The following is a 22,756-nucleotide window of genomic DNA, read 5'->3' on the forward strand; positions in this document are numbered from 1 at the left end:
TGTTCCCGTAATTTCTTTACTTAGACTAGCCTTACCTATCCCACGACAGGACAGGGAGGCGCGGGTGAGCACGACCGGACGGGAAGTCCTCCGCCGTTCGATCGCCGGGCAACGACGGCCGGTGACGCTCGCGGCGCTGCTGACCGCGTGCCACCAAGGCGGCGAAGCGCTGGTGCCGGTGGTCATCGGCGTGGTGATCGACCAGGCCGTCGCGGACGGCTCGGTGGGCACGCTGCTGGTCTGGCTGGCGGTGCTGGGCGTGCTCTTCGCCGTGCTGTCGACCAGCTACCGCCTGGGCGCCCGCTTCGGCGAGCGAGCCGCCGAACGCGCCGCGCACGACCTGCGCCTCGACGTCGGACGCCGGGTGCTGCACCCGGGCGGCGGCGCGGAGTCCGGCAACCTCGCCGGTGAACTGGTGAGCATCGGGACGGCGGACGCGAAGCGGGTCGGCACGGTCAACGGCGTCCTGCCGTTCGGCGTCGCCGGCCTGGCCGGGCTGCTGGTCAGCGCGGTCGCGCTGCTCACGATGTCGCTGCCGCTGGGCCTGCTGGTGCTGCTCGGCACGCCGCCGATGCTGTACCTGGCGCACCTGGTCGGCAAACCCCTCGAACGCCGCAGCGAAGCGGAGCAGGAGCGGTCCGCGTTCGCCTCCGGCATCGCCACCGACCTCGTCGCCGGGCTGCGCGTGCTCAAGGGCGTCGGCGCCGAACGCGCCGCCGTCGAGCGCTACCGCCGGACCAGCCAGGACTCGCTGCGGGCGACCCTGCGCGCGGCCCGCGCCCAGGCGTGGCACAACGGCGCGCTGCTCGCGCTGACCGGGATCTTCATCGCCGTGGTCGCGCTCGTCGGCGGCACCCTCGCGGCGGCGGGTGACATCAGCGTCGGCGACCTGGTCGCGGCGGTCGGGCTCGCGCAGTACCTGATCACGCCGTTCTCGATCTTCTCGTGGGTCAACGGCGAGCTCGCGCAGGGCCGCGCGTCGGCCGCGCGCATCGCCGACGTGCTGAACGCGCCGCCCGCCGTCGGCGCCGGGGACGCCACCCTGCCGGCCCCGCCGGCCGGGCACGTGAAGCTGTCCGCGGTGCGCCGCGGCTCCCTGCGCGACGTCGGCTTCGAAGCCCGGCCGGGCGAGCTGCTCGGCGTCGTCGCCACCGACCCGGCCGCGGCGACCGACCTGCTCGACTGCCTCGGCCGCGCCGCCGACCCGGGGGCCGGCACGGTGTCGGTCGACTCGGTCGACCTGTCCACTGTGGATCCGAGCCGGGTCCGCGAGGTGGTGCTGGTCGCCGCGCACGACGCGGACCTGTTCGCCGGGACCGTCGCCGAGAACGTGGCGGCCGGGCCCCGCGCCGCTGAGGCGATGGCCGCGGCCGCCGTCGACGAGGTGGCGAGCGCGCTGCCCGACGGCGTCGCGACCGCCGTCACCGAACGCGGCCGGTCGCTGTCCGGCGGCCAGCGTCAGCGGGTCGCCCTGGCGCGGGCCCTGTCCGCCGACGCGCCGGTGCTGGTGCTGCACGACCCGACGACCGCCGTCGACACGGTCACCGAGGCCCGGATCGCCGCCGGCCTGGCCGAACTCCGGCGCGGCCGCACCACGATCCTCGTGACCACCAGCCCGGCCCTGCTGGCCGCGACCGACCGCGTCGTCCTGCTCGACGACGGGCGGATAGCCGGCGAAGGCAGTCACGCCGAACTGGCCGGCCGGGCCGACTACCGGGCGGCGGTGCTGTCATGACCCGCGAACTCCTCCCCGTCGCCGACGGCCGCCGGATCCGCGCCGTGCTCGGCGACCTGATCGGCCGGTCCAAGGGCCAGGCCGTGGCCGCGTTCACGACGCTCGTCGCGGCCACCGCGATCGGCCTGCTCACCGCTCTCCTGCTCGGCCGGGTGGTCGACCTGGTCGCGACGCGCCGTCCGGCGACCGAGCTGATCACGCCCGTCGTGGGCCTCGCGCTCGTCGCGCTCGCCCAGGCGGTCACCACCGCGATCGGCGTCTCGCTGGTGGCCCGGCTCGGCGAGACGATCCTGGCCGAGCTGCGCGAACGCTTCGTCGAACGCGCCCTCGGGCTGCCGCTGGAACAGCTCGAACGCGCCGGGTCCGGCGACCTCACCAGCCGCGTCACGAACGACGTCTCCGTTGTCGCCGAGGGGGTCCGGAGCGCGCTGCCGGAGCTGGGCCGGTCGGTGCTGACGGTCGTCCTGACGCTCGGCGCGCTGGCCGTGCTCGACTGGCGGTTCCTGCTGGCCGCGCTGGTGGCCGTGCCGATCCAGCTGCACACCGTGCGCTGGTACGTGCCGCGCGCGAAGCCGTTGTACGCCAGCCAGCGCGAGGCCGTGGGAGCGCAACAGCAGCAGCTGCTCGACACCATCGGCGGGGCGAAGACGGTCCGCGCGTTCCGGCTGGCCGGCCCCCACCTGGAGCGGGTGCGGCAGCGATCCGACACGGCCGTCGACCTGGCACTGCGCGGGATCCGGCTGGTGACAAGGTTCTACTCGCGGCTCAACCTGGCGGAGTTCGTCGGGCTGTCCGCGGTGCTGGCATTGGGGTTCCTGCTGGTCGGCGCGGACGCGGTCACCGTCGGGGTGGCGACGGCCGCGGCGCTGTACTTCCACAGCCTGTTCGGACCGATCATGACCGCGCTGGCGCTGGTCGACGACGCGCAGGCGGCCGCGGCCAGCCTGGCGCGTCTCATCGGCGTCGCCGACCTGCCCGCGGAGGCGTCGCCCACACGACCGGCGCGGCCCGTCGACGCGTCGGTGAAGACCGCGGCGGTCGGGTACTCCTATGTGGACGGTCACCCGGTGCTGCGGGAGGTTGACCTCGGCGTCGCGCCCGGCGAGCGGGTGGCGCTGGTCGGGGCGAGCGGGGCCGGGAAGACGTCGCTGGCCAAGCTGATCGCGGGGATCCACCGCCCGGACACGGGATCGGTCACGCTCGGCGGCGTCCCCCTGGACGAGCTGGGCCCCGAGGCCACGCGCCGGACGGTCGCGCTGATCAGCCAGGAGGTCCACGTCTTCGCGGGGGCGCTGGCCGACGATCTGCGGCTCGCGCGCCCGTCGGCGTCCGACGCCGAACTGCGGGCCGCGCTGGCGAAGGTGGGCGCACTGTCCTGGGTGGACAGTCTGCCGTCCGGGCTGGCCACCGTCGTCGGCGAAGGCGGCCACCAGCTGACGGTGACGCAGGCGCAGCAGCTGGCCCTGGTCCGGCTGGTGCTGGCCGACCCGCCGATCGCGATCCTCGACGAGGCCACGGCGGAGGCGGGCAGCGCGGGGTCGCGGGTGCTGGAGTCGGCGGCCGCGGCGGCGCTGGAGGGACGCACGGCGTTGGTGGTCGCCCACCGCCTGACCCAGGCGGCGGCGTCCGACCGGATCGTGGTCCTCGACGCGGGTGCCGTGGTGGAGTCCGGCACCCACGACGAGCTGGTCGCCGCGGGTGGCCAGTACGCGAAGCTCTGGGCGGCCTGGTCGGGCCAGCGCGCCTGACGCCGTGCCGTCGCGAGCCGACCCTCCAGGTACGCGAGTCGTCCGTCTGGGTACGCGAGTTCGCCGTTCCGGTACACGGGATTCGCGTGTGCGGAGACGGATCTCGCGTGATCAGGGACGGGACTCGCGTGATTGAAGGCGGATCTCGCGTGATGACACGGCGGGTGGGGCTCAGGCGTCCATGGCGTCGGCCAGGGACTTGGGGCGCATGTCCGTCCAGTTCGTTTCCACGTGGTCCAGGCAGGCCTGGCGGGTTTCCGGGCCGAACGCGACCGTCCAGCCGGCCGGGACGTCGACGGACTCCGGCCACAGGCTGTGCTGGTTCTCGGCGTTGACCAGCACCAGGTACGTGCCGGAAGGGTCTTCGAACGGGTTGGTCATGCCAGGCCTCCTCAGGCGGTGATGTCCGTGCGGGCGCCGGTGACGACCTCGGTCAGCTTGCGCAGGACCGGGGCCGCGAGCACCGGGTTGAACCGGGGTTCGGTCGACCAGTCGGCGAGCTGGTTCGCCTTCACCGCGGGCAGCTGCGCCCAGGTCGGGATCTGCGCCAGCTGCGGCCGCGACAGCGCGTACGTGCGGCTGTCGGTGAGGATCAGGTCGGCCGGGTACTTGCCGGCCTGCTCCCAGCTGAGCGTCTCGAAGTAGTCGTCGGAGCCGCCGCCGTCGACGATGTCCAGGCCCAGCTCGCGGTAGTACGCGAGGTCGGCGAAGAACTCCGGCTTGCAGATGTAGAGGTTGTCCTTGTCGCTGGACACCACGAGCACCTTGAGGCCGGGCTTGGCCTTGATCGCCGCCTTGAGGTCGTCGGAAGCCTTCTGGAAGTCCTCCTTGCCCTGCTTGATGGCGGCGGAGTTCGCGTCACCGCCCAGCGCCACCGCGAGCTGCTCGTACCGCTCGATCACCTTCGGCAGCGTGACCTTGTACTCCGACATCGCGACGATCGGCGCGATCTGCTGGACCTTGGGGCCGAGGTCGTCCTTCAGCACCCACAGGTCGGTCGGCTTGGCGCCGGTGAGCCCGGTGATCACCAGGTCCGGCTTCGTGGCCGCGAACTTCTCCATGCTGAAGTCGTCCCACGCGTTGCCGATCGACGTGACGGCGTTCAGGTCGATGTTGCCCGCCTGGATCTCCTTGCCGCCGTCAGCCGTCTTCTGCGGCCCGAAGACGCCGACCGGGCGGACGCCGTAGTCCCACAACGCGGCGGCCGAGCTGACGTAGGCCACGACGCGGGCCGGGCGCTGGTCGCGCGACGCCTTCTGGCCGCGGTCGTCGGTGAACTCCCACGGCCCGGAGGCCGCCGCCGCCGGCTTGTCGCCGCCGTTGCCGCAGGCGGTGAGCGCCGCGGCGGCGGCGACCCCGCCGGCCCCGATCAGGAATCCACGCCGGGTGAGACCGCCAGCGCCTTGAAACACGGACATGAGAACCTTTCGAGAGCTTTCGGGGTCCGGGTGGCAGAGCCCCGGCCCGGGCCGAAGGCCCGGCTGTCACGGCAGTTTTTAGGATAGGCACACCTTATTTAGGGCAGCCTGTCAAAGCAACCGCCGTGACTCCTGTGTGTCAGCGCCCACCACGGCCCGAGAGCTGCGCTTCGGCGCCGGGCACCGGCTCGGCCGGGTCGTGGCCCAGGTGGACCTGGCGGTTGTCCGCGTCCACGTGCACCACGCGCGGCCGGTGCCCGGCGCGCTCGGCCTCGGCCACCTGGGCGTAGGTGATGATGATGACCAGGTCCCCGGGGTGGACGAGATGCGCGGCGGCGCCGTTGACGCCGATCACGCCGGTGCCCGGCTCGCCGGTGATGGCGTAGGTCTCCAGCCGGGCGCCGTTGGTGATGTCGACGACGTGGACCTGTTCGCCTTCGACGATGTCCGCGGCGGCCATCAGGTCCGCGTCGATGGTGAGCGAGCCGACGTAGTGCAGGTCGGCCTGGGTCACCGTGGCGCGGTGGATCTTGGCGTTCATCAGGGTGCGGTGCATCGGCTTCCTCGTGTCTCGGTCAACAGGGCGGCGAGCCCGGCCGCGGTGGGGGTACGGAAGAACTCGGCGATCGGGAGCTCGGTTCCGGTCCGCTCGGTGATCCGGTTGCGCAGGACCACCAGCAGCATGGAATGCCCGCCGAGGATGAACAGGTCGTCGTCGGCGCCGACAGCGTCGACGTCGAGCACCTCCGCGAAGACTTCGCAGAGGGTCTTCTCCAGCGGCGTCTCGGGCGCCCGGCCGCGGGTCTCGAACTCGGGCACCGGCAGCGCCGCCTTGTCCAGCTTCCCGTTGGGCGTCACGGGGAACGTCTCCAGGGGGACGATCGCCGCGGGCACCATGTACTCCGGCAGCGACCGGGCGACGAACTCCCGCAGCCGCACGGGATCCGCGGTCGCCGGAGTCGTGTACGCGACCAGGCGCTTGTCCCGGTCCTCGCGGACGACGACGAGCGCCTGGTCCACCCCGGAATGCCGGGTCAGCGCGCTCTCGATCTCGCCCGGCTCGATCCGGAAGCCGCGGATCTTGACCTGGTCGTCGGTGCGGCCGAGGTACTCGAGCTGCCCGTCGGGCCGCCACCGCACGAGGTCGCCGGTGCGGTACATCCGCTCCCCCGGCGGCCCGAACGGGTCGGCGACGAACCGGGTGGCGGTCAGCGCCGCGCGGCCGTGGTAGCCCCGGGCCAGCCCGGCGCCGGCCAGGTACAGCTCGCCGGGCACGCCGGCCGGGACCGGGCTCAGGCCGTCGTCGAGGACGTACGCGCGGGCGTTGTGCACCGGACGGCCGACGACCGGGCGGTCCGCGTCGCCGACCCTGGCGACCAGGGCGTCCACAGTGGCTTCAGTGGGGCCGTAAAGGTTGTACGCCTCGGTGCCCGGCAGCGAACCCAGGGTTTCCCACAGCGGCTGGGACACCGCCTCCCCGCCGACGCCGACGACCCCCAGGGCGCACTCGCCGTCTTCGATCACCCCGGCCGCGGCCAGCTGCGCGAAGTGCGACGGCGTGAGCTCGAGGAAGTCGAGCCCGCGTTCGCGCACCACCGCGGCCAGCCGGGCGGGGTCGCGGCGGGTGTCGTCGTCGACGACGTGCACCTCGTGCCCGTCGAGCAGCCAAAGCTGCGGCTGCCACGACGCGTCGAAGAAGAACGCCCACGCGTGCCCGACTCGCAGCCGCCGCCCGCCCGCCGCGGCGACCGCCGGGCGGTAGAGCGTCTCGCGGTGGCTGTGGAACAGGTTCACCAGCCCCGAATGCGGGATCACGACGCCCTTGGGCTTCCCGGTCGACCCGGACGTGTAGAGCACGTACGCCGGATTCGCGGGTGACGGCGGCGTCAGCGCGGCCTCGACATCCACGATGTCCTCGACGAACAGTGCGCCCGGGACGAGGGAAGCGAGCGAACGGCTGGTGAGCACCAATGCGGCACCGGCGTCGGCGAGGATCGCCGAAATCCGGTCCACCGGCTGGTCCGGGTCGACCGGCAGGTACGCCGCGCCCGTCCTGAACACGCCGAAGATCGCCTCGACGACCGCCGCCGACCGCGGCAGCACCAGCGCCACGACCTTCTCGGGCCCCGCACCCTGGGAAGCCAGCCACCGGGCGAGGCGATCGGTGCGCGCGGCGAACTCGGCGAAGGTGACGCGCGACCGAGCGTCGCTCAGCGCGGTCGCGTCCGGAGTCGCCGCCACCTGGGCCGCCAGCTGGTCGACGACCGTCGGCGCCGACAGCGTCAGCGGTGCCCCGGCACCCCAGTCGCCCAGAATCCGGTCCCGCTCCGGCGAGTCGAGGACGTCGAGCCGGCTCAACGGCCGGTCCGGGTCCGCGACGACCGCCGCCATCACCCGGACCAGGCGCTCGGTGAGCGTCCGGGCCGTCGGCTCGTCGAACAGGTCGAGGCTGAACTCGAGATCGCCCTCGATGCCGCCGGCCGTCTCGACCAGGTCGAACGACAGGTCGAACTTCGCCTGCCGCAGCCCGGTGTCCCGGTAGGCCGCGTCCACCCCGAGCAGCCGTTCCGGCTCCGCACCCGAGTGGTAGACCGCGAGCATGACCTGGAAGAGCGGGTGCCGGGCCAGCGACCGGGGCGGGTTGAGCAGCTCGACGAGGTGCTCGAACGGCAGGTCCTGGTGGGCGTACGCAGCCAGGTCGGCCTCGCGGACGCGGTCCAGGAGCTGCCGGAACGTCGGGTCGCCGCCGGTGTCGGTGCGCAGGACCAGGGTGTTGACGAAGAACCCGGCGAGCTCTTCCAGCGCGTGGTCGGAGCGGCCGGCCACCGGTGTCCCCAACGGGATGTCGGTGCCCGCGCCGAGCCGGGTCAGCAGCGCGGCCAGCGCCGCCTGCAGGACCATGAACGTGCTGGTGTCGCTGCGGTGGGCCAGTTCACGCAGGCCGTGGTGCACTGACGCGGGCACGGTGAACGGCACGGCGGCGCCGCGGTTGGTCGAGCGCGCCGGCCGTGGCCGGTCGGCCGGGAGCGCCAGTTCGTCGGGGATCCCGGCCAATGCGTCCCGCCAGAACGCCGCCTGACGGCCGAGCAGGCTGTCCGGGTCGTCGGTGCGGCCGAACATCTCCCGCTGCCACACCGTGTAGTCCGCGTACTGCACCGGCAGCGGCGTCCACTGTGGACGCTCGCCGCGCAGCCGTGCGGCGTACGCGGTGTCGAGGTCCCGCTTCAGGGGCGGCAACGACCAGCCGTCACCCGCGATGTGGTGCACGAGCAGCACGAGCACGTGCCGTTCGGGCCCGGCGGACACGAGGGTGGCCCGGATCGGGATCTCGGCGTCGAGGGTGAAGCAGTACGACGCCGCGGCCGCGACGCGTTCGTCGAGGTCCGCCGCCGGCACGGACTCGGTGACCAGCACCGGGTGTGCCCGGTCGAGCACGACCTGCCGTGGGGTGCCCTGCTCTTCGACCAGGAGCGTCCGGAGGATCTCGTGGCGGGCCACGACGTCACCCAGCGCGGCCCGCAGCGCCCCGGTGTCGACCGGGCCGGTCAGCTCCCACGCCCACGGGATGTTGTAAGTCGCGCTCAACCCGTCGAGACGGTCGAGGAACCACAGCCGCTGCTGGGCGAACGACAGCGGCAGGACCTCCGGTCGTTCGACCGGGACCAGCGTGGGACGGCTCCGGCGGCTCGGATCCAGGAGTTCCGCGAGCCGGGCCGGAGTGGGCGCGTCGAACACCGCCCGGATCGGCACCTCGACGCCGAGCAGCGCGCGGATCCGGCTGACCAGCCGCGTCGCGAGCAGCGAGTGCCCGCCGAGGGCGAAGAACCCGTCGTCCGGGCCGACCGCCGGAACGCCGAGGACGGCGGCGAACAGCTCGCAGAGCGCCTGTTCGGCCGGGGTTCGCGCGACCCGGCCCGAGGTGCGGACCTCCGGGTCGGGCAGCGCGGCGCGGTCGAGCTTGCCGTTGGCGTTGACCGGCAGTTCCGGCAGCACTACGACGGCCGCGGGTACCAGGTACTCCGGCAGCCGCGCGGCGAGCAGCGCCCGCAGTGCCTCCGGGTCGCCCGACGGCGCCACGTAAGCGATCAGCCGGTCGTCCCGGGCGATCACGGCCGCGCGCGCCACCGACGCGTCGGCCGTCAGCGCGGCTTCGACTTCGCCGGGCTCGACCCGGAAACCGCGGATCTTGATCTGCTGGTCGGCTCGGCCGAGGAACTCCAAGGCCCCGTCGGCGCGGCGGCGGACCAGGTCTCCGGTGCGGTACATCCGCTCCCCCGGCGCTCCGAACGGGTCCGCCACGAACCGTTCCGCGCTCAGCGCCGGGCGGCCGAGGTAGCCCCGGGCGAGCCCGGCGCCGGCCAGGTACAGCTCGCCCCGCACGCCCGGCGGCACCGGCCGCAGCGCGGCGTCGAGGACGTACGCGCGGGTGTTCGCGACCGGCCGCCCGATGGCCACGGACCCGTCGCAGCGGTGGGCCAGGCTGTCGCCCGCGACCTCCGAACAGCCGAAGAGGTTCACCAGCTTCGCCGACGGCCATCGCCGCGCCACCTTCTCGGCCAGGGCGCCGGAAAGCGGCTCGCCACTGGTGATCCACGTGGTCACGGACTCGAACGCGCCGTCCGGGCCGTCCTCGGCGAAGCTGTCCAGGAGGCTCGGCACCACGGTCAGCACCTGCGCGCCGGACTCCCGCACCAGTGCGGCCAGCGCGTGCGGATCGGTGGCCGTCGCGTCGTCGGCCAGGACCACCGGATCGCCCGCGACGAGCCCGCCGAGCAGCTCGGTCGAGCCGTCGATGAACGTCAACGCGCTCTTCGCCACGCGCACGCCGGGCCCGAGCGCCGAGCGGCCCCAGTGCAGCCGGTTGGCCAGGGCACGCTGGGTCCCGGCGACCGCCTTCGGCCGTCCGGTCGAGCCGGACGTGAAGATCACGTACGCCGGGTTGTCCGGGCTGATCGACGGCCAGGCCACCGGTTCTTCTCCGGTCGTGTCCGGGCGGACCAGCCGGTCTCCGAAGCCGTCCTCGGCGATGACCAGGTGCGGCGCGGCGTCGGTGAGCATCAGCTCGACGCGCTCGGCCGGGTGGTTCAGGTCGAGTGGCAGGTAGGCGGCGCCGGTCTTGAGCACCGCCAGGAGCGCGGTGACCAGCTCGGCCGACCGCGGCAACGCGACCGCCACGACCCGTTCCGGTCCCGCGCCCCGGGCGAGCAGGGCCCGGGCGAGCGTCGTGGCCCGGGTGTCCAGCTCGGCGTAGGTGAGCCGCTCGGAGCCGAACGTCAAGGCGAGCGCGTCCGGCGTCCGCGCGACCTGGGCCGAGAACAGCTCGGTGGCCGTCTCCGCGGGCAGGGGCGTCGCGGGGTCGGCGGCGAGCCGCTCGTGCTCGGCGCCGGTGAGCAGGTCGATCGCGCCGATCCGGGTGCCCGGGTCGGCGACGGCGGCCCGCAGCAGCACCCGCAGCCGCTCGAGGATCGCTTCGACGCTCGCGCGGTCGAAGACGTCGCTGTTGTACTCCGCGGTGCCGCGGATCCCGGCCTGGGTACCGGGCCGCTCGCCGACGAAGAACACCAGGTCGGCCCGCGCGGTGCCGGTCCGGACCGGTTCCTCCGCGACGGTCAGGCCCGGCAGCGCGAGATCCGCGACGGCGTTGTTCTGCCAGGCGAGCATCGTCTGGAACAGCGGGTGGTACGCCAGCGACCGGGCGGGGTTGAGCGCCTCGACAAGCCGTTCGAACGGGACGTCCTGGTGCGCGTAGGCGTCGAGGCTGCGGTCCCGCACCCGGGCGACGAGGTCACGGAACGACGGATCGCCGCCGGTGTCCACGCGCAGGACCAGGGTGTTGACGAAGAAGCCGACGAGATCGTCCAAAGCCTGGTCGGTCCGGCCGGCGATGGACGTGCCGATCGGGATGTCGGTGCCCGCGCCGAGCCGGGTGAGCACGGCGGTGAGCCCGGCGTGCACGACCATGAACACGCTGGCGCCGCACGCACGGGCCAGCTCGACCAGCCCGCGGTGGAGTTCGGCGTCCCAGCCGAACGCGAACTGCTCGCCGCGGTAGGACGCCTCCGCCGGGTGCGGCCGGTCGGCCGGCAGCTCGATCCGCTCCGGCAGGTCGGCGAGGGCGTCGCGCCAGTAGGCCAGCTGCGGTTCGATCACCGGCTCGCCGAGGACGTCACGCTGCCACAGCGTGTAGTCCGCGTACTGCACCGGCAACGGCGTCCACTGTGGAGCTTCACCGGACCGACGGGCGGTGTAGGCCGTCGCCAGGTCCCGCCAGAGCGGCGCGGTCGACCAGCCGTCCGAGGCGATGTGGTGGAACACGAGCACCAGCACGTGTTCCCGGGCGCCGAGCCGCAGCAGCTCCGCCCGCAGCGGGAGCTCCGACTCCAGTGCGAACACCGTGCCGGCCGCTTCGGACACCGCGTCGGCGAGCGTGGCCTCCGTGACCGTGCGGGCAGGCAGCGGGATCGTGACGTCGCCGAGCACCCGCTGCCGGGCCTCGCCGTCGATCTCGGGGAAGACCGTGCGCAGCGCTTCGTGGCGTTCGACCACATCGGACAACGCGGCGCGCAACGCTTCGGCGTCGAGATCGCCGGTCAGGCGGACCGCGGTCGGCATGTTGTAGGTCGCCGACGGGCCTTCGAGCCGGTGCAGGAACCACAGCCGCTGCTGGGCGAACGACAGCGGCAGCACGTCCGGCCGCGGCTCGGCGCGGACCAGCGGCGGCCGCGCGGCCGCCGAGCCCCAGATGGACAGAAGGCCGGCCAACCCGGCCACGGTCGGCGTTTCGAACACCGAGCGCACCTGCAGCTCGACGCCGAAGACCGCGCGCAGCCGCGCGACGAGCCGCGTCGCCATCAGCGAATGCCCGCCGAGCGCGAAGAAGTCGTCGTCGACGCCGATCGAGGGGGCGTCCAGGACTTCGGCGAACAGGCCGCAGAGGACCTCCTCGACCGGGGTGCGCGGCGTCCGGCCGGCGGCGACGGCCTGCTTGTCCGGGCTGGGCAGCGCGCGGCGGTCGAGCTTGCCGGAGGCGAGCAGCGGCAGCCGGTCGAGGATCACGAACGCCGAGGGCACCATGTACTGCGGCAGCCGGTCGCGGACGTGGGCCCGCAGGGCCGACACCAGCGCGCTCGTGTCACGCTGCCCGGCCGGATGGTTGCCCAGCGCGTCCAGGGCGGCCCGGGCCGGACGGGGGCGGTGGATCCGGGTCGGCTCGCCGGTGGTGAACACGGCTTCGAAAGAGCCCGCGTCCCCAGGTGCCGAGTAGACGCGGTAACCCAGGCGCTCGCCGAGTTCCCGCAGCGCCTCCGGGTCCACTCCGGACGGGCGAGCGTCCAATGCGGACAGTGCCGCGTCCGCGTCACCTTCGGCCAGCGCCGCGACAGCCGTCAGCTCACCGGACAGCCGGGCGTCCGGCACACCGGTCACCCGCAGCCGGCCAGGGCGAGCCGCCAGCAGCCGCTCCAGCTCCTCCGAAGACTCGAACACGACGACGTCTTCGTCGACCCAAGCCGGCTTGGGTGCCTTCCGCAGCACGACGTCGTAGCGGTGCCGGGTCAGCTCGTTGTGCGCGGTGCCGCGCTTCACCCACAGGTCGACGTCGCCGAAGCCGTCCAGCTCGCGGGCCAGCGCGGGGAAGAAGTCCGGGTCGAGCACCAGCTCACCCTCCCGCGCGATCGCCTGGTCGACCGCGGCCGCGTCACGACGGCCGTGCCGCAGCTCCGTCGCCGTCCGGAACGCCCGCAGCGAACGCAGGTTCCGGATGTCGCCCAGGAAAATGACGCCGCCCGGGCGGACCCGCGCCGCGGCCGTGCGGACGACCTCGGCGAGGTAGCCGACGCTCGGGAAGTACTGGGCGACGGAGTTGACGATCACCGTGTCGAACGGCTCGTCCGGCAGCTCGCCCAGGTCGTGCGCCGGGCGCGCGGCGAGGTGGACCTTGCCCGCGAACGGCGTCGCGGCCAGTTCGCGCCGCAGGTTGGCGATCGCCCGCTCGGACAGGTCGACACCCCAGTACTCGTCGGCGTCCGGCGCGATCCGGGAAAGAATGAGCCCGCTCCCGACGCCGATCTCCAGCACCCGCTTCGGACGGAGAGAACGGACCCGCTCGATCGTCGCCGCGTGCCACTCCCGCATCTCGGCCAGGGGGATCTCCGAACCGTCGTAGCTGGAGTTCCAGCCGGTGAAGTTCTCCTCCAGTCCCCCGGCCGCCGCGTCGGTGAACACGTTCTCGTGCAGCTCGCGCCACTCGCCGACGTGGTCCAGCTCCGCCGCTTCGTCACGACCGGCCGCCGGGACGGCGTAGGCGACGAGCCGGCCGTCCTGGGCGAGCACGACCGACTGGCCGACCGCCGGGTGCTCGGCGAGCACGGCTTCGATCTCGCCCGGCTCGATCCGGTAGCCGCGGATCTTGACCTGGTCGTCGGCCCGGCCGAGGAACACCAGCCGCCCGTCCGGCAGCCACTTCACGAGGTCGCCGGTGCGGTAGAGCCGTCCGCCCGAACCGAACGGGTCCGAGACGAACCGCTCGGCCGTCAGCCCCGGCCGCCCGAGATAGCCGCGCGCCAGCCCGGATCCGCCGAGGTACAGCTCCCCCACCACGCCGGGCGGGACCGGACGCAGCCCGGCGTCGAGGACGTAGGCCCTGGTCCCCGGGTCGGGGACGCCGATCGGGACGACCGTCGCGTCCGCGAGCTCGGCCGGGTCGCTCTCGCCGAGCGTCGAGTTGGTGGTCGCCTCGGTCGGGCCGTAGGCGTTGAACATCCGCCGTCCGGGCGCCCAGCGGCGCACCAGGTCGGGTGACACCCGCTCGGTCCCGGCCAGCAGCACGCTGTCGCGCGGGAGGTCGCAGTCCGCCGGCATGGCGTCGAGCAGCGCCGGCGGCAGGATCATGAAGTCCACGCCGTGGGCGAAGGCGTACTCGCTGAGCGCGGGCCCCGCGACCCGGCGCTCGGCCGGGACGACGACCAGGCGTCCGCCCGAGAGCAGGCCGAGGCAGAGGTCCCAGAACGCGACGTCGAAGCTCGGCGACGCGAACTGCAGCACGCGGCTGTGCGGGCCGACGCCGAAGCGATCGACCTGCGTGGCGACCAGTTTCGCGACGCCCGAGTGCTGGAGGACGACGCCCTTCGGCCGTCCTGACGAGCCGGACGTGTAGATCACGTACGCCGCGTTCTCCGGCTTGACGACCACGGACGGGTCCTCTGTGGACATTCCGTCGACGGCCGCGTCGTCGAGGTGCACCCGCGGCACGTCGGCGGGCAGCTTGGCGTCGATCTCGCGGGTCGTGACGACGCAGACGGGGCGAGCGTCCCCGACCATGTAGGCGATGCGGTCGCCGGGGTAGTCGACGTCGACCGGCAGGTAGGCGGCACCCGCCTTGAGCACGGCCAGCTCCGCGACGATCATGTCCACCGACCGCGGCACGGCCAGCGCGACCACACGCTCCGGCCCGGCGCCGCGCTCGGCCAGCAGGTGCGCGAGCCGGTTGGCACGGGCGTTCAGCTCGGCGTAGGTCAGCTCGACGTCCTCGAAGACGAGCGCCACCGCGTCCGGCGCCTCGGCCACACGGCGGGCGAACAACCCGGGGAACGTCTCCGTGCCCGCCGGTTCGAGCGAACCGGCCCACTCGGTCAGCACCCGGTCGCGCTCGTCGCCGTCAAGGAGGTCCAGGGCGCCGACCGGGCGGTCCGGTTCGGCCAACGCCGCGCGGAGCAGCACTTCGAGGCGGCGCAGGATGGCGTCCGCTCCCGGGTGGTCGAACACGTCGGCGTTGAACTCCAGCACGCCCGCGATCCCGCTGTCGCGCTCGGTCAGCGAGATCGACAGGTCGAACTTCGACGTCCCGGTGGTCACCGGGATTTCGGTGACGGTCAGGCCGGGCAGGATCACCTCGGCGCGGGCGTTGTTCTGGCCGGCGATCATCACCTGGAACAGCGGGTGGTACGACAGCGAGCGCGCCGGGTTGAGCAGCTCGACGAGCCGCTCGAACGGGACGTCCTGGTGGGCGTACGCGTCGAGGTTGCGCTCGCGGACGCGCGCCACGAGATCGCGGAACGAGGGCTCGCCCCCGGTGTCGACGCGCAGCACCAGCGTGTTGACGAAGAAGCCGACGAGGTCGTCGAGGGCCTGGTCCGTGCGGCCGGCGATGGGTGAGCCGATCGGCACGTCGGTACCGGCGCCCAGCCGGGTGAGCAGGGCGGCGAGGGCCGCGTGCACGACCATGAACACGCTCGCGCCGCACTCGCGGGCCAGTTCGGCCAGCCGGGCGTGGAGCTCGGCGTCCCAGGTGAAGGTGTGCAGCTCGCCGCGGAACGTCGCGGTCGCCGGGTGCGGCCGGTCGAGCGGCAGCTCGATCCGGTCCGGGAGGCCGTCGAGGGCGGCTCGCCAGTAGTCGAGCTGCGCGGTGAGCACGCTGTCCGGGTCGTCCTCGCGGCCGAGCAGTTCCCGTTGCCACAGCGTGTAGTCCGCGTACTGCACCGGCAGCGGAGTCCACTGTGGAGCATCACCGGCGGACCGCGCGGTGTAGGCGGTGGCGATGTCGCGCCACAGCGGGGCCATCGACCAGCCGTCGGAGGCGATGTGGTGGAACACCAGCGCGAGGACGTGCTCGCGCGCGCCCAGCCGCAGCAGCTCCACGCGCATCGGCACGTGGTGCTCGAGGTCGAAGGCGCCCCGGACGAGCCCGGTCAGCGCCTCGTCGAGACCGGTGACCTCCCGCACCGGCAGGTCCACGTCTCCGGGCGGGAGGATCTCCTGGTAGGGCACGCCGTCCCGCTGGGGGAACCGGGTGCGCAGCGCCTCGTGCCTGGCGACCACATCGGACAGTGCCGCCCGCAGCGCTTCGACGTCGATCTCGCCTTCGAGCCGCATGATCAGCGGCACGTTGTAGGTGGCCGACGGGCCTTCGAGGTGGTGGAGGAACCACAGCCGCTGCTGCGCGCCGGACAGCGGCACCAGCTCCGGGCGGCGCGCCCGGACCAGGGGCGGCCGCGCGGTCCCGCCGGCCGTGGCGAGCACGCCCGCCAGGCCCGCGGGGGTCGGGGTCTCGAACACCGACCGGATCTCGAGTTCGGCGCCCAGTGCCGCGCGGACCCGGGCGATCAGCCGGGTGGCGAGCAGCGAATGGCCGCCGAGGGCGAAGAAGCTGTCGTCGGGGCCGGCCTTCGACAGGCCCAAAACATCCGCGAACAGCTCGCACAGCTGCCGCTCGACGGGCGTGCGCGGCGCCCGGTCCGACGTCGGCGTCACCGGCGCCGGCGACGGCAGGGAGCGGCGGTCGAGCTTGCCGTTGGCCGTCACCGGGAGCGCGTCGAGCACCACGATCGCCGAGGGCACCATGTGCTCCGGCAGCCGGCCGGCGGCCAGGGCCCGCAGGTCCGCCGGCAGGTCTCCGGCCCCGGCACCGGCGGGCACGACGTACCCGACCAGGCGGACGTCACCCGGCCGGTCTTCGCGGGCCACGACGACGGCGTGGGCGACGTCGTCGTGCGCGGCCAGGGTCGCGGCGATCTCGCCGGGCTCGACGCGGAAGCCGCGGATCTTGACCTGTTCATCGCCACGGCCGAGGAACTCGAGGACGCCGTCGGCGCGGAAGCGGGCGAGGTCGCCGGTGCGGTACATCCGGGAGCCGGGCGCGCCGAACGGGTCGGCGACGAACCGCTCCGCGGTGAGGCCGGCGCGGCCGAGGTAGCCGCGGGCGAGCTGGACGCCGGCGAGGTACAGCTCACCGGGCGTGCCCGGCGGCACCGGGCGCAGGGCGGCGTCGAGCACGTACGTCCGGGTGTTCCACACCGGACGTCCGATCGGGACCGTGGTGTCCTCAGTGGACGTTCGCCACGACGTCACGTCCACCGACGCCTCGGTGGGGCCGTAGAGGTTGTGCAGCCCGGCGTCCAGGACCCGGCCGAACTGCGCGACCGCGTCCGGGGGCAGGGCTTCGCCACTGCACAGGACCCGGCGCAGGCTCGTGCACTCCCCCGCCGCCGGTTCCTGCAGGAAGACCTGGAGCATCGACGGCACGAAGTGGACGGTGGTGACGCCGCGCTCGCGGATCAGCCGCGCGAGGTAGGCCGGGTCCTTGTGGCCGTCGGGCCGGGCGAGCACCTCGGTGGCGCCGGCGATCAGCGGCCAGAGGAACTCCCACACCGAGACGTCGAAACTGGACGGCGTCTTCTGCAGCACACGGTCGTCGCCGGTCAGGCCGTATTCGTCCTGCATCCACAGCAGCCGGTTGACGATGCCCGCGTGCGGGACGACGACGCCCTTGGGCCGGCCCGTCGATCCGGACGTGTAGATGACGTACGCCGGGTGCTCCGGCCGGAGCGCGACCTCGGCCGGCGGCGCGGCCGGGACCCCGGCCAGGGTGTCCGGGTCGTCGAGGAGCAGGGCACCCGGAACAGCCGTCTCCGCGGTGGCCAGCACGAGCGCCGGAGCGGCGTCTTCGAGCATGAACGCGATGCGCTCGGCCGGGTAGCCCGGGTCGAGGGGCAGGTAGGCCGCGCCGGTCTTGAGCACGGCGAGAATGGCCGTCACCAGGTGCACCGAGCGCGGGAGCGCCAGGGCGACCACGCGCTCGGGCCCGGCGCCCCGCGCGGCCAGCACCCGGGCGAGGCGGTTCGAGACGGCGTCCAGCTCGGCGTAGCTGAGCTGCTCGTCCTCGAAGACGAGGGCGGGGTGGTCCGGGGTCCGCGCGACCTGGGCGGCGAACAGGTCGGGCACGGTGACCGCGGGGACCTCGGCGACCGCACCCGGCCAGGCCTCGGCCAGGCGGTCGCGGTCCGCCGGGGTGAGCACGTCGAGGGTGCCGAGCCGGCGGTCCGGGGCCGCCACGACCTGGCGCAGCAGGACTTCGAGCCGGTCGAGGATCCCGGTCACGGTGGCCCGGTCGAACACCTCGGCGTTGAACTCGGCCTGGCCGTCGAGCCCGTCGGCCCGCTCGGTGAAGGAGAACCAGAGGTCGAACTTGGCCGTGCCGGTGCCCACGGGCTGCTCGGCGACGGTCAGCCCGGGCAGTTCGACGCCGGTTCCGGGCGTGTTCTGCCAGGCGAGCATGGTCTGGAACAGCGGGTGGTGCGCCAGCGAGCGGGCCGGGTTCAGCGCTTCCACCAGCCGCTCGAACGGCACGTCCTGGTGGGCGTAGGCGTCGAGGCCGCGGTCGCGGACCCGCGCCACCAGGTCGCGGAACGACGGGTCGCCGCCGGCGTCGACCCGCAGCACCAGCGTGTTGACGAAGAACCCGACGAGGTCGTCCAGCGCTGGGTCGGCGCGGCCGGCGATCGGGGTGCCGATCGGGATGTCGGTCCCGGCGCCGAGGCGCGACAGCAGGGCGGTCAGGCCGGCGTGCACGACCATGAACGGGCTGGCGCCGCAGGCCCGCGCGAGGTCGGTGAGCCCGGCCCGCAGCCCGGCATCCCAGGTGAAGGTGAAGAACTCGCCGCGGTGGGCGGAGATCGCCGGGTGCGGCCGGTCGAGCGGGAGGGTGATCCGCTCGGGCAGGCCGTCGAGCGTTTCGCGCCAGTAGCCGAGCTGGGCGGTCTCGTCCGCGGCCAGGAGATCGCGCTGCCAGAGCGTGTAGTCCGCGTACTGCACCGGCAACGGCGTCCACTGTGGAGCTTCACCACGGAGGCGGGCGCGGTAGGCCGTGGCGATGTCCCGCCACAGCGGCGACAACGACCAGCCGTCGGCGGCGATGTGGTGCACGACGAGGACCAGCACGTGCCGGCGCGAGTCGACGGCCAGCAGCTCGGCCCGCACCGGCACTCCGGCGCCGAGGTCGAACACGCCGCGGACCAGAGCGTCCACTCGCGCGTCCACTTCGGACTCTTCGACGGCGCGGACGGCCAGCTCCACGGTCGCTTCGTCCAGGACGCGCTGGTACGGGACACCGTCGGCGACGGGGAACACCGTCCGCAGCGTCTCGTGCCGGGTGAGGACGTCGTTCAGCGCCGAGCGCAGCGCCTCGACGTCCAGCTCACCGGCCAGCCGCATGACGAGGGGGACGTTGTAGGTCGCGGACCCGCCTTCCAGCCCGTGCAGGAACCACAGCCGCTGCTGCGCGAACGACAACGGCAGCCGGCCGGGCCGCTCGGTGACGCGGGCGAGCGGACGGCGCCCGGTACCGGTGACGGCCCCGGCCAGGAGGTCCGCGAGCCCGGCCGGGGTCGGGGCGTCGAACACCGCACGCAGCGGCACCTCGGCGCCGACGGCCGCGCGGATCCGCTGGATCAGCCGGGTCGCCAGCAGGGAGTGCCCGCCGAGAGCGAAGAAGTCGTCGTCGGGACCCGCCTGCGGTACGCCGAGGACGTCGGCGAACATCTCACACAGCAGCTGTTCGACGGGATTGCGGGGCGCGCGGCCCGGCCCGGCGGTGAACCGCTCCGGGCTGGGCAGGGCCTTGCGGTCCAGCTTGCCCGAGGCGAGCACCGGCAGCTTGTCGAGCACGACGAACGCCGACGGCACCATGTACAGCGGCAGCCGGTCCCGCACGTGCGCGCGCAGCGACGCCACCAGCGCGCCGGTTTCCCGCCGGGCCGCCGGGTTGTTGGCGAACGACGCGGGCGAGCCCGCCTGGCGCACCGGCCGATAGGCCGCGCCCGAACGCCCCAATGTGGCGTTGGGTGCGTTGGACGCACCGAACGCCACATTGGGTGCACTGGACGCACCCAACGCCACATTGGGTGCACTGGACGCACCCAACGCCACATTGGGGCGCATGAAGACGGCCTCCAGCTCGCCGCGCTCGGCCGCCCAGGTCACCGCGACCCGGTAGCCGGCGCTTTCGCCGAGCCGGTGCAGGGCTTCGGGGTCGACGCCGTCGCGACGCTCGAGTGCGGCGAGCGCCGCCTCGGCGTCCCCCTCGTCCAGGGCACGGACCGCCGCCAGCTCACCGGCGAGCCGCGCGTCCGGGATCCCGGTGACCCGCAGCCGCTCCGGCGTCTCGGCGGCCAGGAACCGTTCCACCGCCCCGAGATCGCCGAACGCGACGACCTGCTCGGCCACCGGGTCCGGTTTCGGGGCCTTTCGCAGCACGGCGTCGTAGCGGTGCCGGGTCAGCTCGTTGTGCGCGGTGCCGCGCTTGACCCACAGGTCGACGTCGCCGAAGCCGTCCAGGCCGCGGGCCAGCGCGGGGAAGAAGTCCGGGTCGAGCACCAGCTCGCCCTCGCGCGCGATCGCCTGGTCCACCGCGGCGACGTCGCCCCGGCCGTGCCGAAGCTCGACGGCCGTGCGGAACGCCCGCAGCGAACGGAGGTTGCGGATGTCGCCGAGGAAGATCGTGCCGCCCGGGGCGAGCCGGGCGGCGGCCGTGCGGACGACCTCGGCGAGGTAGTCCGCGCTCGGGAAGTACTGGGCGACGGAGTTGATGATCACCGTGTCGAACGGCTCGTCCGGCAGCTCGCCCAGGTCGTGCGCCGGACGCGCGGCGAGGTGGACCTTGCCCGCGAGGTCCGGCATCGCGGCGACCTCGCGCCGGACGTTCTCGACCGCGCTCTCGGAAAGGTCGACCCCCCAGTAGTTTTCGGCCGCCGGGGCGATCCGGGAGAGAATGAGGCCGCTGCCGACGCCGATCTCGAGCACCCGCTTCGGACAGAGAGAACGGATCCGCTCGATCGTCGCCGCGTGCCACTCCCGCATCTCGTCGAGGGGAATCTCCGAACCGTCGTAGCTGGAGTTCCAGCCGGCGAAGTTCTCCTCGATACCGGTGGAACCGGCGAGCATCTCTTCGTGGACGTCGTGCCATTCGTCGACGTGGCCCTGCTCGGCCGCCTGGTCACGATCCGGCACCGGCACGGCGTAGGCGACAAGCTGCCCGTCCTGCGCGACGACGACCGACTGGCCGACGCGCGGGTGCTCGGCGAGGACCGACTCGATCTCGCCGAGTTCGATCCGGTAGCCGCGGATCTTGACCTGGTCGTCGGCGCGGCCCAGGAACACCAGACGGCCGTCCGGCAGCCACTTCACCAGGTCACCCGTGCGGTAGAGCCGCCCGCCCGAACCGAACGGGTCCGCGACGAACCGCTCCGCCGTCAACCCGGGCCGTCCCAGGTAGCCGCGGGCGAGGCCGCTGCCGGCGAGGTACAGCTCCCCCACGACGCCGACCGGGACCGGCGCGAGGTGGGCGTCCAGGACGTACGCGCGGGTGCCCGGGTCCGGGACGCCGATCGGCACGGCCGAGCCGGGCGCGATCTCGGGGTCGCAGAGCCCGAGCGTCGAGTTGGTCGTGGCCTCGGTCGGTCCGTAGGCGTTGAACATCCGGCGGCCCGGCGCCCACCGCCGCACCAGCTCCGGCGACACTCGCTCGGTCCCGGCCAGCAGCACGCTGTCGCGCGGGAGGTCGCAGTCGTCGGGGAATTCGGCGAGCAGCGCGGGCGGCAGGATCATGAAGTCGACGCCCTTGGCGTGGGCGTAGCCGGCCAGCTCGGGGCCGGGCACCCGCCGCTCGGCGGGGACGATCACCAGGCGCCCGCCCGAAAGCAGGCCGAGGCACAGGTCCCAGAACGCGACGTCGAAGCTCGGCGACGCGAACTGCAGCACCCGGCTGTGCGGGCCGACGCCGAACCGCTCGGACTGGGTCGCGACCAGCTTCGCGACACCCGCGTGGGAAACGACGACGCCCTTGGGGCGGCCGGTGGACCCGGAGGTGTAGATGACGTAGGCGGCGTTGGCCGGGACGATCTCCGCGCCCGGGTCCGTTCCGGGTGCGTCGTCGAGCGTGGTTTCGTCGAGGAGCAGGACGTCGCCGTCGAAGCGGCCGGCGAGGTCGCTCGTGGTCACCACGCACACCGGCCGGGCGTCGGCCACCATGAACGCGATCCGCTCGGCGGGATAGTCCGGGTCCAGCGGCAGGTACGCGGCACCGGCCTTGAGCACGGCCAGCTCGGCGACGATCATCTCGGGCGAGCGGGGCACGGCGAGCGCGACCACCCGTTCCGGCCCGGCCCCGCGGCCGATCAGGACGTGGGCGAGCCGGTTCGCCCGCGCGTCCAGTTCGGCGTAGGTCAGTTCCTCGTCCTCGAAGACGAGCGCGACGGCGTCCGGCGCCTCCCGGACGCGGGCGGCGAACAGCTCCGGCAGGGTCGACAGCGGCGAGCCGACGCCGGTGTCGTTCCAGTCCTCGAGGATCCGGCGCAGTTCCGGCTCCGGCACCAGATCCAGCCGCGCGACCGGCCACTGTGGACGTCGCAGCGCATCGGCCAGGAGGTGGTCGAGGTGCCCGAGCATCCGGTCCACAGTGGACGCGTCGAGCACGTCGGCGCGGTAGTGCGCCGTCAGGACGCCGTCGGCGGCGGTCACGTTCAGATCCAGGGGCAGGTCCGTCTCGGCGCCGAAGCCGACGTTGACGAGCATCGATCCCCCGCGGCCGGGCTCGGGCCGCACCTCGGCGACCAGGTCGTCGAAGGGAACTCGGCGGGCCAGCGCCTCTTCCCGCGCCGCGCGCACGCGCGCGACGACATCGGCGAACCCGGGTGACCCACCCAGATCGACGCGCAGCGGCACCAGTGAGCCGATGCCGAGCACGACGTCCACGGTCCCCGCGTAACGGGACAGCAGCACCGTGAACGCCGCCAAGAGCGTCAGCTCGTCGACCGCGGGCAGCGGCCGGGTCAGCCGCGCCGGAACGGGCTCCGCGAGGTGCGGCCGGTCGACCGGAAGCGGGAGTTCCTTCGGCGCCGAGGCGAGGCGGTCACGCCAGAAATCGATCTCCGCCGCCTGCTGCACAGCGTCACCGTTGCTCACCGGTAGACCAGCCTCCCGCTGCTCACGGCGCCCCGATCGGGGCGCGAAGTTAGGTGACCCTAACAAACGGATGGTGAGGATGCACTCCTGTACCATCGGTTAGCCTTACCTAAATGAGTACC

Annotated in this window: 6 protein-coding genes; 2 read left to right on the forward strand and 4 right to left on the reverse strand. The window is 73.5% G+C overall.

All coding sequences use genetic code 11. The features are described from left to right. Nucleotides 1-64: 64 nt before the first annotated feature. Nucleotides 65-1,735 (forward strand): ABC transporter ATP-binding protein, encoded by a 1,671-nt coding sequence (locus tag AB0M82_RS22405; RefSeq protein ID WP_364724836.1) that lies wholly within the window; start codon nt 65-67, stop codon nt 1,733-1,735. Beyond that, entirely contained in the window at nt 1,732-3,483 is a 1,752-nt protein-coding gene (locus AB0M82_RS22410; protein ID WP_364724839.1) for an ABC transporter ATP-binding protein, read from the forward strand. Before AB0M82_RS22405 ends, AB0M82_RS22410 begins: the two co-directional genes overlap by 4 nt. Before the next feature lie 171 nt (nt 3,484-3,654). Here AB0M82_RS22410 and AB0M82_RS22415 read toward each other — a convergent pair whose 3' ends face one another. The 4 genes from AB0M82_RS22415 to AB0M82_RS22430 form a co-directional block, all read right to left on the reverse strand. Then, a complete protein-coding gene (locus AB0M82_RS22415; RefSeq protein WP_364724841.1) occupies nt 3,655-3,864 on the reverse strand; it encodes an MbtH family protein in 210 nt (69 codons plus the stop codon). 11 nt (nt 3,865-3,875) lie between these two features. Beyond that, nucleotides 3,876-4,901 (reverse strand): ABC transporter substrate-binding protein, encoded by a 1,026-nt coding sequence (locus AB0M82_RS22420; protein ID WP_364724843.1) that lies wholly within the window; start codon nt 4,899-4,901, stop codon nt 3,876-3,878. Between the two features lie 139 nt (nt 4,902-5,040). Continuing rightward, the gene (gene panD, locus AB0M82_RS22425; RefSeq protein WP_364724846.1) at nt 5,041-5,457 is read right to left on the reverse strand and encodes an aspartate 1-decarboxylase; all 417 of its coding nucleotides are present in this window, start codon (nt 5,455-5,457) and stop codon (nt 5,041-5,043) included. Further along, nucleotides 5,442-22,634, reverse strand: a complete 17,193-nt coding sequence (locus tag AB0M82_RS22430) for an amino acid adenylation domain-containing protein (protein WP_364724849.1) — start codon at nt 22,632-22,634, stop codon at nt 5,442-5,444. Before AB0M82_RS22430 ends, panD begins: the two co-directional genes overlap by 16 nt. Nucleotides 22,635-22,756 lie beyond the last annotated feature (122 nt).

Origin of the sequence: Amycolatopsis sp. NPDC051128 (assembly GCF_040682715.1) — a bacterium.
GTDB lineage: Bacteria > Actinomycetota > Actinomycetes > Mycobacteriales > Pseudonocardiaceae > Amycolatopsis.